The sequence below is a fragment of the Pseudomonas neuropathica genome, from assembly GCF_015461835.1.
Lineage (GTDB): Bacteria > Pseudomonadota > Gammaproteobacteria > Pseudomonadales > Pseudomonadaceae > Aquipseudomonas > Aquipseudomonas neuropathica.
Genome location: NZ_JACOPX010000008.1, coordinates 1 through 13,611, shown reverse-complemented (window position 1 = coordinate 13,611; position 13,611 = coordinate 1). Strand labels below are relative to the sequence as shown.

Here is a 13,611-nt window from a genome sequence, read left to right as displayed (position 1 = left end):
TTTGTAGCGTTAGGCTTGAACGACCGGGATATTGGCGTTCGCAGCAGCTTCACGGAACTCGGCGATCTGGTCGAAGGACAGGTAGCGGTAGATATCGGCCGCCATACTGTCGATCTTGCCAGCGTATTCCATGTACTCCTCGACGGTCGGCAGGCGACCCAGGATCGAAGCCACGGACGCCAGCTCGGCCGAAGCCAGGTAGACGTTCGCGCCGTCGCCCAGACGGTTCGGGAAGTTACGGGTCGAAGTCGAGACCACGGTGCTGTTCGGCTCAACGCGTGCCTGGTTACCCATGCACAGCGAGCAGCCTGGCATTTCCATGCGTGCGCCAGCCTTGCCGTAGATGCCGTAGTAGCCTTCTTCGGTCAGTTGGTGAGCGTCCATTTTGGTCGGCGGCGACAGCCACAGACGGGTTGGCAGCTGACCCTTGACCTGATCCAGCAGTTTACCGGCAGCGCGGAAGTGACCGATGTTGGTCATGCACGAACCGATGAACACTTCGTCGATCTTTTCGCCAGCAACGCTGGACAGCAGACGGGCGTCGTCCGGATCGTTCGGCGCGCACAGTACCGGCTCGTTGATGTCGGCCAGGTCGATTTCGATGACTTCGGCGTATTCGGCGTCGGCATCGGCTTCCATCAGTTCCGGGTTGGCAACCCAGGCTTCCATCGCTTGAGCGCGACGTTCCAAGGTACGCGCATCGCCGTAGCCTTCGCCGATCATCCAGCGCAGCAGGGTGATGTTGGAGTTCAGGTACTCGGTGATCGACTCTTTCGACAGCTTGATGGTGCAACCGGCAGCCGAACGTTCGGCCGAGGCGTCGGACAGTTCGAACGCCTGCTCCAGGGTCAGACCTTCCAGACCTTCGATTTCCAGGATGCGGCCGGAGAAGGCGTTTTTCTTGCCTTTCTTCTCGACGGTCAGCAGACCGTTCTGGATAGCGAAGTAAGGAATGGCATGAACCAGGTCACGCAGGGTGATGCCAGGTTTCATTTTGCCTTTGAAGCGCACCAGGATCGATTCCGGCATGTCCAGCGGCATAACGCCGGTGGCTGCGGCGAACGCGACCAGACCGGAACCGGCCGGGAACGAGATGCCCATCGGGAAACGGGTGTGCGAGTCACCACCGGTACCCACGGTGTCTGGCAGCAGCATGCGGTTCAGCCACGAGTGGATGATGCCGTCGCCCGGACGCAGGGAAACGCCGCCGCGGGTCATGATGAAGTCAGGCAGGGTGTGGTGGGTGGTCACGTCGATCGGCTTTGGATACGCCGCGGTGTGGCAGAACGACTGCATTACCAGATCAGCGGAGAAGCCCAGGCACGCCAGGTCTTTCAGTTCGTCACGGGTCATTGGACCGGTGGTGTCCTGAGAACCCACGGTGGTCATTTTCGGTTCGCAGTAGGTGCCAGGACGGATGCCTTTGCCTTCTGCCAGACCGCAAGCCTTGCCGACCATTTTCTGCGCCAGGGTGTAACCCTTGGTGCTTTCGATCGGTGCATCAGGCTTCTTGAACAGGTCGAACGGCGGCAGACCCAGTTCGGCGCGAGCCTTCTCGGTCAGGCCACGGCCGATGATCAGCGGGATACGGCCGCCGGCACGGACTTCGTCCAACAGCACCGGAGTTTTCATTTCGAAGGTGGTCAGGACTTCGTCGGTGCCGTGTTTGCAGACTTTGCCAGCATGCGGGTACAGGTCGATCACGTCGCCCATGTTCATGTTGGAAACGTCGAACTCGATTGGCAGTGCGCCGGCATCTTCCATGGTGTTGTAGAAGATCGGAGCGATTTTGCTGCCGAAGCAGAAACCGCCAGCGCGCTTGTTCGGCACGTAAGGTACGTCGTCGCCGAAGAACCACAGTACCGAGTTGGTAGCGGATTTACGCGACGAACCGGTACCGACCACGTCACCGACGTAGGCGATCGGGAAGCCTTGACCGCGCATTTCTTCGATCTGCTTCATCGGGCCGATGGCGCCCTGCTGATCAGGAACGATGCCGTCGCGGGCCATTTTCAGCATGGCCAGGGCGTGCAGCGGGATGTCTGGACGCGACCAGGCATCGGGAGCAGGGGACAGGTCGTCGGTGTTGGTTTCGCCGGTTACCTTGAACACGCGCAGGCTGATCTTGTCGGCCAGGGTCGGACGGTTTTTGAACCACTCGCCGTCAGCCCAGGATTGCAGCACGGCTTTAGCGTGAGCGTTACCGTTCTTGGCTTTTTCCGCGACGTCGTGGAACGCATCGAACATCAGCAGGGTGTGCTTGAGTTGCGCGGCAGCGACTGGCGCCAGCTCGGCGTCGTCCAGCAGGTCAACCAGAGTGACGATGTTGTAGCCGCCCTGCATGGTGCCGAGCAGTTCTACAGCGCGTTTTTTGTCCAGCAGAGGGGAGGAAACTTCGCCCTTGGCCAGTGCAGACAGGAAGCCGGCTTTGACATAGGCCGCTTCGTCCACGCCTGGTGGAATGCGATTGGTGATCAGGTCAACGAGAAATTCTTCTTCGCCAGCCGGAGGGTTTTTCAGCAGCTCGACCAGGCCTGCTGTTTGTTCGGCGTTAAGCGGCTGGGGAACGATACCCAGGGCTGCACGCTCTTCGATATGTTTGCGGTAGGCTTCAAGCACAGTTATTACCCTCATCAGTGGTCCCAAATGGGTGTCCGGGACGCTCATCCCGAAATTGCCGTACTCATGCTCCTCACGACGTTGTGGGTCGTTCGGCCAGAATTACCGGCAATTCCTTACAGAAGCTGCTTTCAAAGTTTTACGCCTGCAGAACGGGGAGCTGATGAGGGTTGGCGCTGGACTTTTCCCCGCTGGAAAAATCCCTCGCCAACACCGCTCTGAAGGAACGACTGTGCTCGTGACGCTTTGAAAACAGCTTCTAACGGACATTGGCGCCTTAAAAGGCTGGCTGATTCTACGGCAAAAAAAATTTAAAGGTAAGTCGGGCTCTATTGGACTTTCGTGGCAATGCACGTGGTCATGGCAAACGCCGCGCGTGGCTGTGACCCTGAAGTTTGAGGGGTGATCAATGCCCGACAAAGGGCTAACATGCCGACCTGTTCCGCGTTTCAGTGTTTTACCTACCTTATGCCCAATCAGACCATCAAGACCCCCTGCGTCGGCCTCTGCTCCACTGTTTACGGTGATCTGGTGTGCCGTGGCTGCAAGCGTTTCCACCACGAAGTGATCCACTGGAATGGCTACAACGAGGAAGAAAAACGTGCGGTGTGGTTGCGTCTGGAGCAATTGCTGTCACAAGTGATGGCGGCCAAGGTCGAGATTTTCGATTCGGCGCGCCTGCGCGAGCAACTGGAACAGCGCAAGATCCGCTTCGTGCCGCATCAGTCGGAATATTGCTGGGCGTATCAGCTGATTGCCCGTGGGGCGCGGGTGATCATTAATCTGGAAGCCTACGGAATGGTGTTGCTGCCGGAGTTTCGCGACTGGAACCTGCCGGAATTGCGCGATGCCATTGATCGGGAATTTTTCCTGCTGTCGGAAGCGCATTATCAGCGCTACATCGCCCCAGGCTTCTTGAAAGACGCCTTCGGCGCCTGAAAGCTTCGCGAGCAAGCTCGCTCCCACATTTGGAATGCGTACCCCTGTGGGAGCGAGCCTGCTCGCGATAGCGGTCTATCAGTCAACACTGTTGTCGTATGACACACCGCCATCGCGAGCAGGCTCACTCCTACAGGGATCGCATTTCAATGTGAGCTGTTTAGTGTTTCACCGCCAACTCCACCAAATGATCCTCAACCTCCTGCGGCTTGAGCACCAGCACATCGCTTTCCAGCGCATCCAGTACCACTTCCGCGGTATTGCCGATCAGCGCCCCTGACAACCCGGTCCGCGCCACCGTGCCAATCACGGTCACCGCCGCCTGCAGCTTGTGCGCCATGAACGGGATCAACACGTCCGCCGGGCCTTCCTCGATGTGCAGATGCTCATCATCGACATCGAATTCCGCCTGAAACGCTCGACATTGCTCGCGGTAACGCGCCTCGATGGTTTCGCTCAGTTGCAGCGTCGGGTCTGCAGCCGACAGCATCGGTGATGGATGTGCAGCGATCACATGCAGATGCGCCTTGGCCAGGCTGGCGATGTCGTAGCCATGATCAATGATCGTCGTGTGCAAATGCCGATGTTCACCATCGGCATTGCCCACATCAACCGCCGCCAGAATCACTCGATCCTTCCAAGGTGTACTGGTTTTCACCAGCAGCACCGGGGTAGGGCAGTGGCGCAGGAGCTTCCAGTCCGCCGGGGTCAGCAGGGCTTTTTTCAGTGAACTGTCGGGGAAGTGCTGCTTGATCACCAAACCGCAGCCCTCTGCCTGCTGCACCTCGATGATGGTTTCATGCAGACTCTCGTTCCACGCCTGTTCGGTGGTCACGCTGTAGCCGTCGGCGATCAGCGCGGCTTTGAGTACGCCAAGCATGCCGGCGTGGTCGTGCTTCTTGTCGCACACCAGCAGGTGCAGATGGGCCTGGGTCACGCCGGCGATCAATTTGGCGCGCTTGAGCGCCAGGCTTTCCGAATGTTCGGGTTCGATGACCACCAGAATGCTGCGAATGGCTTGCATGAGCGGAGTCTCCAGCAAAGAAAAGGCACGGCGTTGCACAACTATAGTTGCTGTCCGATCGTGCGCGACTTGATGCATATCAACGCCAGCCGCTGGTGGTCTGCGGACAGGCCGGTATAATCGGCGCCCTTCGCTCGAACACCTTTTACCGTGAGCCCCATGATCCTTCCCGAAATCCACGAATTCCTTGGCTGCCGCACCCCCGACGCCTGGGTTCAGGCAGCACTGGCCGATCAGGAAACCCTGCTGATCGACCACAAGAACTGTGAGTTCAAGGCTGCCAGCACCGCCCTGAGCCTGATTGCCAAGTACCATTCCCACGTCGACCTGATCAACATGATGTCGCGTCTGGCCCGGGAAGAACTGGTGCACCACGAGCAGGTCATGCGCATCATGAAACGGCGCAAGATCGAACTGCGTCAGCTCCACGCCGGCCGTTACGCTTCGGGTTTGCGCAAAGTCGTGCGTAGCCACGAACCGGTGAAACTGGTGGATACGCTGGTGGTCGGCGCGTTTATCGAAGCGCGCAGTTGCGAACGTTTCGAAGCGCTGGTGCCGCATCTGGACGAAGAACTCGGCAAGTTCTACTTTGGCTTGCTGAAAAGCGAGGCGCGGCATTTTCAGGGTTATCTGAAACTGGCCTACCAGTACGGTGATGCGAAGGATATTGCCCAGGTCATCGATAAAGTCCGCGCCGCCGAGCAGGAACTGATCGAGTCGCCGGACGAAGAATTCCGCTTCCACAGCGGCGTGCCTGCCACCGCATGACTCCGTGTAGGAGCTGCCGAAGGCTGCGATCTTTTGCTTTTGAAGAAGCCGGATCAAAAGATCGCAGCCTTCGGCAGCTCCTACAGATGTAGCGATCAGTGCATGAATGTTAAAAACTCTTAAGAGTATGAAACATCACTGAAAACCGGCCCCTGCGGCCGGTTTTTGCTGCCTGAAACAAACGCCACCCCCACGAAAGCCGCCATAATGCCGACCACTTCACACATGGGCGGCAGACGGTCGTTATGGATAACCTGGGTTTTGGCAAGCTCCTGCTGGTGGAAGACGATGAGCGCCTCGCCGCGCTCATTGCCCACTTTCTCGAACAACACGGCTACGAGGTGCGCACGGTGCATCGCGGTGATCTGGCCGTGCCTGCCTTTCTCGAGTTCAAACCGAAAGTCGTGGTGCTCGACCTGATGTTGCCGGGGCAGAGCGGTCTGCACGTGTGCCGGGAGATTCGCAGCGTGTCGGACACACCAATCGTGATTCTGACCGCCAAGGAAGATGACCTCGACCATATCCTCGGTCTGGAGTCCGGTGCCGATGACTACGTGATCAAACCGATCAAGCCACCGGTATTGCTGGCCCGGCTGCGAGCGCTGCAGCGGCGGCAGGTGCCGGACAGCAATGTGGTGAGTTTTATGGAGTTCGGCCAGTTGAGCGTCGACCGCAGTTGCCGTGAAGTGCGGCTGGCGGGTGAGGTCATTGAAATGACCACCATGGAATTCGAGCTGCTGTGGTTGCTGGCCAGCGCGGCGGGCAAGGTGTTGTCGCGGGATGACATTCTCAATCGCATGCGCGGGATTGCCTTTGACGGGCTCAATCGCAGCGTCGACGTGTACATCAGCAAATTGCGCAACAAGCTCAAAGACAATCCCCGCGAGCCGATGTGTATCAAGACTGTGTGGGGCAAGGGTTATCTGTTCAATCCGTTCGCGTGGGAGCTGTAGATGCTGCGGTTATTTCTCGGGCTGTTTCTGGTCATGACGTTGGGTCTGGTGCTGGCCTTGCAGACGGTCGAGCGCACCTTTGATGCCTTGCTCGATTATCAGATGCAGGACTACAACCGTGAGGCCGTGCGCGGCCAGGCCTGGACGTTGGGCCAGCAGTTGCGCGACCTCGACGGCCCGGCCCGGGAACAACAGCTGGAAACAATCCGCCCGCATTACGGTTTGGGGCTGACGCTGGTCGACGCCTCTGAACTGGCCCTGAGCGACGAGGAAAAAGCCGAGCTGGCCAAAGGGCTGCTGGTGATCCGCGACAAGTACACCCAGTACATTTCTGCGATTGACGAGGGGCCGCAGTTGCTCAGCATCCGCTTGCCGGCCGAGCCGAGCCTGATGCCGTTTTATATTGCCGCCGCCTACCTGATGATTGCCGTGTTGATCGGCATTGTGCTGTTCTTCTGGGTGCGCCCGCACTGGCGCGATCTGGAGAAACTGCGCCTGGCTGCCGAGCGTTTCGGCGACAACGATCTGTCGGTGCGCATTCAATTGTCGAAACGCTCGAACATTCGCGATCTGGCCGAACACTTCAATCTGATGGCGGCGCGCATCGAAGGGCTGATCGCCAATCAGCGTGAGCTGACCAATGCCGTGTCTCACGAACTGCGCACGCCGATCGCGCGGCTGTCGTTTGAACTCGACCAGCTCAAGCAACAGCCGGACGCTAGTCAGAACCGCGAACTGATCGCCGACATGTACGCCGACCTTGGTGAACTGGAGGAAATGGTGTCCGAGCTGCTGACCTACGCCAGCCTTGAGCGCGGCGCGACGGTGATCAAGCGCGAAAACATCCAGGCCGCCAATTGGCTCGATAGTGTGGTTGGCAGTGTGGCGCTGGAGGCCGAGGCGGCGGGGGTGCAGTTGCTGATCGCGGATTGCCGGATCGACACGGTGCGCATCGAACCACGATTCATGGCGCGGGCGGTGATCAATCTGCTGCGCAACGCGATTCGTTATGCCGAGCAGCGCGTGGAGGTGACGCTGGAACGCACGGGCGATTATTACCAGGTGCGGGTCAACGACGATGGGCCGGGGGTGCCGGTGGACGGGCGCGAGAAAATCTTTGAACCGTTTTCGCGGCTGGATGCCAGCCGCGATCGCCGTACCGGTGGGTTTGGCTTGGGCCTGGCGCTGGTGCGGCGGGTCTCGCAATCCCATGGCGGGCAGGTTGAGGTGGGTGATTCGCCTTGGGGTGGGGCGTCGTTCCGGATGACTTGGGCGCATCTGGATTAAATGCGCTGCCCTGTGCCGTCCCCTTCGCGAGCAAGCTCGCTCCCACATTGGATTTGTGAACGCCAGAGATCATTGTGGGAGCGAGCTTGCTCGCGAAGAGGTCAGTCCAATCGGCATTTTTGCTACTGACCCACCGCTATCGCGAGCAGGCTCACTCCTACAGGGGGCACGGTTCAGCGGGTCAAGCCGAGGCGTTCATGCCACTGGGCAATCGACTCTTCGGGATATTCGTCAAATTGCTGGTCCTTGGGTTTCGCCTCGACTTCGACCCAGGTTGCTTTCGAACCGAGCATCAAATGCGTATGTTCCGGTGGCACCGGCAACGGCGTGTCGATGGCCGAGGCAAACGGGTGAATCAGCTCTGGCCACTCCGGGCTGAACAGCCATAGGCCGCTGCCGCACAATGAACAGAAATGCCGCTCGGCCGTGCTGCGATGGGCGCGTTGGTCGCCTTCGTCTTTCATCTTCGCGTGGTAAATGCTGATGTGTTTGCGCCCGCGCACCTTGAGGCTGGTCGCGTCGCCGCCAAGGTTGATCGCATAACCGCCGCCGCCCTGAGTCTTGCGACAGATCGAGCAATAGCAGCGTTGATAAGGGTAGGGATGGGTGCTGGTGAGGCTGAATGTGACCTCGCCACAATGGCAGGAGCCTTCGAGTTGCATGGTTGTTCTCCCGTTTTTGAATGTGCGGTTGAGCCTAGAACATTCAGTGCGATGGCGGCCGGTGTGATTCGACGGGCGGGCGCAGCGTCTAGCCCCAGTGTCCCCGCAATCCCATGGGGCGAGACTTCGGAACCCGGCATGCAAGCGCTGTTGAACGAGATTCTTGACGCTGTACGCCCGTTGATCGGGCAGGGCAAGGTGGCTGACTACATTCCTGCCCTCGGCACCGTGCCGGCCAATCAGCTGGGCATCGCCGTGTACGGCAACGACGGCGAGATGTATTGCGCCGGTGACGCCGAGACACCGTTCTCGGTGCAGAGCATTTCCAAGGTGTTCAGCCTGGTGCAGGCGATCGATCATTCCGGCGAAGCGATCTGGGAACGCCTCGGTCACGAGCCGTCCGGGCAGCCGTTCAACTCGCTGGTGCAGCTGGAATTCGAGCGCGGCCGGCCGCGCAATCCGTTCATCAATGCCGGTGCGCTGGTGATCTGCGACATCAACCAGTCACGCTTCGCCGCGCCGACCCTGTCGATGCGTGACTTCGTCCGGCGCCTGTCAGGCAATCCGCAGATCATGATCGACGGCAAAGTCGCCGACTCCGAATACCAACACCGCGCGCGCAATGCGGCGATGGCGTATCTGATGCAGTCGTTCGGCAACTTCCACAACGACGTCGAAGCGGTGCTGCGCAGTTATTTCAGCCACTGCGCCTTGCGCATGAATTGCATTGATCTGGCGCGGGCGTTCTGCTTTCTGGCCAACGACGGTTTCTGCAAACACAGCGGCGAACAGATCCTCACGCGTCGGCAGACCCAGCAGGTCAACTCGATCATGGCCACCAGCGGGCTGTATGACGAAGCGGGCAACTTCGCTTATCGCGTTGGCTTGCCGGGCAAGAGTGGTGTCGGCGGCGGGATTGTTGCGGTGGTGCCGGGGCAGTTCACGGTGTGCGTGTGGTCGCCGGAGTTGAATGCCGCCGGGAACTCGCTGGCGGGCATGGCGGCGCTGGAGATGCTTAGTGCGCGGATTGGTTGGTCAGTCTTCTGATCTGAAACCCAATCCCTGTAGGAGTGAGCCTGCTCGCGATAGCGTAGTGTCAGTCAACATGTGTGTAGCTGATCCACCGTTATCGCGAGCAGGCTCACTCCTACAAGGGGTTTTGTGTTGCCTGGGGAGAGGGTGTTCCTATACATTTTCCGGCCGCTCCCTGCATGGTGAATCCGCTTCATGTCTCTTGCGCTCGAACGTCTAGTCGCTGGCACGCCGATCCCTTTCGCTGGTAACCGCGTCACCGTGGTCAGCCCCGAACTGGCCGCGCGCTTTCAGCCCGGTGACCACTTGTTGGTCGAGCAGGTCAGTGGCGAGTTGCTGTTGATTCCCGTGGCGGATCAGCAAGCGGCGTCCGTGGCGATCGAGCGTGCGGCAGCGGCATTCACGGCGTTGTCGGCGGTGTCCGATGAGGCCATCAGCCAGTTTTTCGACCTGTTTGCGCAACGTCTGGAAACCCCTGCGTGCTGGGCACACATCGAAACCGCCAACCTCGCGGACATCGAGCGGGCCAAGGCGCGCGGTCGTTCCACCACCCGATTGCTCGCTGATCAGCGTATGCGCCACGACATGATCGCCGGCCTGCGCGCCTGGCGGGATGCCGCCGCCACGCGGGGCAAAGTCATCAGCAGCGTCGAACACGATGGCTGGAAAGTCGAACAAGTGGTCTCGCCGTTGGGCATCGTCGCGTTTGTTTTTGAAGGTCGGCCGAACGTGTTCGCCGACGCGGCGGGTGTCTTGCGCACTGGCAACACCGCCGTTTTGCGCATTGGCAGCGATGCGTTGGGCACCGCGCAAGCCATCGTCACTCATGCGTTGAACCCGGCGCTGGCCGATGCTGGTCTGCCGGCCGGTGCGGTGGCGTTGGTGGAAAGCGTCAATCATGCCGCCGGTTGGGCGATGTTTGCTGACCGGCGTTTGTCGCTGGCGGTGGCGCGTGGTTCGGGTCGTGCGGTCAGTCAGTTGGGCAGTATCGCCCAGCAGGCTGGCACCGCTGTCAGCCTGCACGGCACGGGAGGTGCGTGGTTGATCGCTGATCGTGATGCGGATGCCCAACGTTTCGCCGCCGTGGTGCGCAACTCGCTGGATCGCAAAGTCTGCAATACGTTGAACGTCTGCCTGATCCAGCGTGATCGCGCAGCGGAACTGGTGCCGTTGTTTCTTGAGGCATTGCAACAGGCCGGCACCGCGCGTGACCAGGGCTGCAAATTGCACATCGTCGAAGGCAGCGAAAGTTGCTTGCCGAGCGAGTGGCAGAACGCGACGGTCGAGGTCTATCGAGCCGAGGGTTATCAGACCGAAGCACTGGCCGAACCCTTGGCGCAATCGGCGTTGGGACGCGAGTGGGAATGGGAAGAAACTCCGGAAGTCAGCCTGATGATCGTTGACGATCTGGATCAGGCGATTGCGCTGTTCAACCGTTACAGCCCGCAGTTCACTGTGTCGTTGATCAGTGAAGACGCGCAGGTTCAGGAACGCTTTTACAACGCGGTCAACGCGCCGTTCGTGGGCAACGGCATTACCCGTTGGGTCGATGGGCAATACGCGCTGAACAAGCCAGAGTTGGGGCTTTCGAACTGGGAGAGTGGGCGCTTGTTTGCGCGCAGTGCGATTCTTTCGGGGGATGGCGTGTTCACCGTGCGTAGCCGCATGACCCAGATCGATCTCACGGTAAAACGCTGATCTGGCGGACAATGATCGTTCCCACGCAGAGCGTGGGAACGATCAGTTGCTCAGGCGGCGTGGGTGGTTTGTGCATGGATCGCGCAAGTCGCTGGCTGCTCAGCCAGCGGCACAAACGTGCGGCGGTCGGCGGACAGCGCATCGATCGAGCCGGTCTCGATGTCATACACCCAGCCATGCAGATTCAGCAGGCCTTTTTCCTGGGCCAGACGCACACTTGGGTGGGTCTGGATATTCGCCAGTTGCGCAATCACGTTTTCGCGCACCATCGAACTCAACTTCGCCGCGTCACTGGCATGTGGCCGCGCTTCGTTAACCACTTTCGCCGACTCGGCATGCTGCAACCAGCCGCTGACCGCAGGTAGGTGATCCATGCATTTGCACTTCGCGATCGCGGTCATCGCGCCGCAGTCCGAATGCCCGCAGATCACAATGTCAGTCACGCCAAGCACCGCCACCGCGTATTCCACCGTCGCCGAAACCCCGCCCGGATGCGGGCTGTAGGACGGCACAATATTGCCGGCATTACGGATCACGAACAGCTCGCCGGGCTCTTGTTGGGTCAGCAGTTCCGGCACGACACGGCTATCGGAACAGGTGATGAACAACGTGCCGGGCTGTTGCGTGGTCGCCAGGTGTTTGAACAGTTCGGTGCGTTGCGGAAACGCTTCGTTCTGGAATTTCAGGAAGCCATCAATCAGGTTTTTCATGGTGTTGTCCTCTCAGTTCGAGCAACCGCTGCCGAATTCGCTGTATTGAAGGATGTGTTTGCCGCCGTGGCTGTCCAGATACGTCATCTCCACCGGTACCACGCCACACACGTCGGCAGCCGGGGTGATGCTCAGCACTTGGGCGATATCCAGTTGCATGCCGTAGCGGTAGGCTACGGCCTCGTCAGCGGCAGATGCCTGGACGGAAAAGCCGCCGAGCAGGGCCAGGATCAGTAGAATTTTTTGCATGGTGCAGCCTCCAGACGCAGTGGTGACGGGTAACCATTTGGGGTGGATTGGCCCGCACGCAGGGTGCGGGCCGGTGCGGATCAGAACGGACGCAGGGGCAGGAACTTGCCGTCGAGGGTAACCACAGCGCGGGAGCCGCCTTCCGGGTCTTCGACTTTCTTGATGTCGAGCTTGAAGTTGATCGCGCTGATGATGCCGTCGCCGAACTGCTCGTGGACCAGTGCTTTGAGGGTGGTGCCGTAGATCTGGATCATCTCGTGGAAGCGGTAGATGGTCGGGTCGGTCGGCACACCGCTGAGGCTGCCTCGCAGCGGGATGATCTGCATCGCCGCGACGTCGTCAGCGCTCAGCTCCAGCTTGTCACCGACCACTTGGGCGGCGTTCTCCGGCAGCGGGTGCTGGCCAAGCAGAGCAGCGGTGACGTATGCCAGGCTCAGGCCGGTGTCGTCAGCGAGATCCTGCCACGACAGATCTTTGCGTGCCTTGGCGTCGAGAATGCGGGTGGTCAGGGCCAGGCTGGTGTCGTTGTAGGCGTGGGACTGTTGCATGGTGTCACTCCTTTCAGGGGTTGGCTTGCTGTGTGGGATTGATCTTCTGCCGATTGATCCATAGCGTCCAAGACCGATATACAATGCTTTGCATAAGTCCTGCCTATAGATGGTGTTCCCATGCTGCTGCGACATTTGCGTTACCTGCTGGCTGTTGCCGATCACGGCGGCTTTACCCGTGCCGCCGAGGCGTTGCATGTTTCACAGCCGACCCTGTCGCAGCAGATTCGCCAACTGGAAGAGACACTGGGGGTCAATCTGTTTGATCGCACCTCGCGGACGGTCAAACCCACCGATGCTGGCGAGGCCTACATCGAATGCGCGCGACGGGTGCTGGTGGAGCTGGAGGCGGGCAAGCGCGCGTTGCATGACGTGAAGGATCTGTCTCGCGGGACGTTGCGTCTGGCGATGACGCCGACGTTCATGGCGTATCTGGTCGGGCCGTTGGTGCGCGATTTTGCCGCGCGCTATCCGGGGATTCATTTGCAGATTTTCGAGCTGTCGATGGACGACATCGAGGCGGGGCTGGCAGATGACTCGCTGGATATTGCGATTGCGTTTACGCCGGTGCGCAATGCCGATATCGAATGCATTCCGGCGTTTACCGAAACGTTGGGGATCATGGTCGGGCGTGAGCATCCGCTGTATGACAGTACGTTGGTGCTGACGCCGGAAGACATCGCTTCGCTGAATTTCGCCTTGCTGGCGCCGGACTTTATTACGCGGTTATCGGTTGATGAGTATTTCCGGCAGCACGGGATTACGCCGCAGGTGCGGATCGAGGTGAACTCGGTGAGTACGTTGCTGGAAGTGGTGCGTTGTTCGCCGATGGCGACGATGCTGCCGCAGGCGATTGCGACTGAGGATCGCGCGTTGTTCCGGTTGCGGGTTGAAGGTGATGCGCCGCAGCGTGGAGCGGCGTTGTTGCGGCGGCGCAATAATTATCACAGTGCGGCGGCAGTGGCGTTTGTGGAATTGGTGCTGGGCATGGGAAGCCCCTCACTGTAGAGACCGGTACATCCTTTACAAATTAGACCGGGGACATCGTTTACACCTTTACAGGCTTGAAACGCGTTTGGCGCCGCTTTCAAGCCTGCCTAAACAGTGGCTGCAAAGGTACAG

At 59.7% G+C, this 13,611-nt stretch carries 13 protein-coding genes; 7 read left to right on the top strand and 6 right to left on the bottom strand.

Annotated features, from left to right (window positions below; all coding sequences use genetic code 11):
• Positions 1 to 9 precede the first annotated feature (9 nt).
• Positions 10 to 2,619 (bottom strand): bifunctional aconitate hydratase 2/2-methylisocitrate dehydratase, encoded by a 2,610-nt coding sequence (gene acnB, locus H8F23_RS12790; protein WP_093437081.1) that lies wholly within the window; start codon positions 2,617 to 2,619, stop codon positions 10 to 12.
• A gap of 468 nt (positions 2,620 to 3,087) precedes the next feature.
• Here acnB and H8F23_RS12785 point away from each other — a divergent pair, with 468 nt between their 5' ends.
• The gene (locus tag H8F23_RS12785; RefSeq protein ID WP_064117650.1) at positions 3,088 to 3,558 is read left to right on the top strand and encodes a DUF1289 domain-containing protein; all 471 of its coding nucleotides are present in this window, start codon (positions 3,088 to 3,090) and stop codon (positions 3,556 to 3,558) included.
• A gap of 160 nt (positions 3,559 to 3,718) precedes the next feature.
• On the opposite strand, the gene H8F23_RS12780 is transcribed toward H8F23_RS12785, so the two are convergent.
• The gene (locus tag H8F23_RS12780) at positions 3,719 to 4,582 is read right to left on the bottom strand and encodes a universal stress protein (protein WP_194934603.1); all 864 of its coding nucleotides are present in this window, start codon (positions 4,580 to 4,582) and stop codon (positions 3,719 to 3,721) included.
• Positions 4,583 to 4,741: 159 nt separating this feature from the next.
• On the opposite strand from H8F23_RS12780, the gene miaE reads away from it, so the two are divergent.
• The 3 genes from miaE (at position 4,742) to H8F23_RS12765 (ending at position 7,590) form a co-directional block, all read left to right on the top strand.
• Positions 4,742 to 5,350, top strand: a complete 609-nt coding sequence (miaE, locus tag H8F23_RS12775; protein WP_122600041.1) for a tRNA-(ms[2]io[6]A)-hydroxylase — start codon at positions 4,742 to 4,744, stop codon at positions 5,348 to 5,350.
• Positions 5,351 to 5,595: 245 nt separating this feature from the next.
• Entirely contained in the window at positions 5,596 to 6,303 is a 708-nt protein-coding gene (locus H8F23_RS12770) for a winged helix-turn-helix domain-containing protein (protein ID WP_194934602.1), read from the top strand.
• Positions 6,304 to 7,590 (top strand): ATP-binding protein, encoded by a 1,287-nt coding sequence (locus H8F23_RS12765; RefSeq protein WP_116255393.1) that lies wholly within the window; start codon positions 6,304 to 6,306, stop codon positions 7,588 to 7,590.
• A 173-nt stretch (positions 7,591 to 7,763) separates the two neighbouring features.
• On the opposite strand, the gene H8F23_RS12760 is transcribed toward H8F23_RS12765, so the two are convergent.
• Positions 7,764 to 8,252 carry a GFA family protein gene (locus H8F23_RS12760; RefSeq protein ID WP_194934601.1) on the bottom strand — a complete coding sequence of 163 codons (489 nt, stop codon included), beginning with the start codon at positions 8,250 to 8,252 and terminating at the stop codon, positions 7,764 to 7,766.
• 138 nt (positions 8,253 to 8,390) lie between these two features.
• Between H8F23_RS12760 and glsB the strand changes: the two genes are divergently transcribed.
• Together glsB and H8F23_RS12750 are read left to right on the top strand one after the other, a co-directional pair.
• A complete protein-coding gene (glsB, locus tag H8F23_RS12755; protein WP_007911001.1) occupies positions 8,391 to 9,299 on the top strand; it encodes a glutaminase B in 909 nt (302 codons plus the stop codon).
• Positions 9,300 to 9,479: 180 nt separating this feature from the next.
• Positions 9,480 to 10,982 (top strand): aldehyde dehydrogenase family protein, encoded by a 1,503-nt coding sequence (locus tag H8F23_RS12750; RefSeq protein WP_194934600.1) that lies wholly within the window; start codon positions 9,480 to 9,482, stop codon positions 10,980 to 10,982.
• Positions 10,983 to 11,032: 50 nt separating this feature from the next.
• Here H8F23_RS12750 and H8F23_RS12745 read toward each other — a convergent pair whose 3' ends face one another.
• From H8F23_RS12745 to cynS, 3 genes are all read right to left on the bottom strand, one after another.
• On the bottom strand, positions 11,033 to 11,692 hold the full coding sequence (locus H8F23_RS12745; RefSeq protein WP_194934599.1) for a carbonic anhydrase: 660 nt from the start codon (positions 11,690 to 11,692) through the stop codon (positions 11,033 to 11,035).
• Positions 11,693 to 11,704: 12 nt separating this feature from the next.
• On the bottom strand, positions 11,705 to 11,941 hold the full coding sequence (locus H8F23_RS12740; RefSeq protein WP_194934598.1) for a DUF2790 domain-containing protein: 237 nt from the start codon (positions 11,939 to 11,941) through the stop codon (positions 11,705 to 11,707).
• Positions 11,942 to 12,021: 80 nt separating this feature from the next.
• Positions 12,022 to 12,489: a cyanase gene (gene cynS / locus H8F23_RS12735; RefSeq protein ID WP_194934597.1), complete on the bottom strand. Its 468-nt coding sequence runs from the start codon at positions 12,487 to 12,489 to the stop codon at positions 12,022 to 12,024.
• 120 nt (positions 12,490 to 12,609) lie between these two features.
• On the opposite strand from cynS, the gene cynR reads away from it, so the two are divergent.
• Complete coding sequence (cynR, locus tag H8F23_RS12730) at positions 12,610 to 13,497, top strand: transcriptional regulator CynR (RefSeq protein ID WP_194934596.1); 888 nt, start codon at positions 12,610 to 12,612, stop codon at positions 13,495 to 13,497.
• The last annotated feature ends 114 nt before the right edge of the window (positions 13,498 to 13,611 follow it).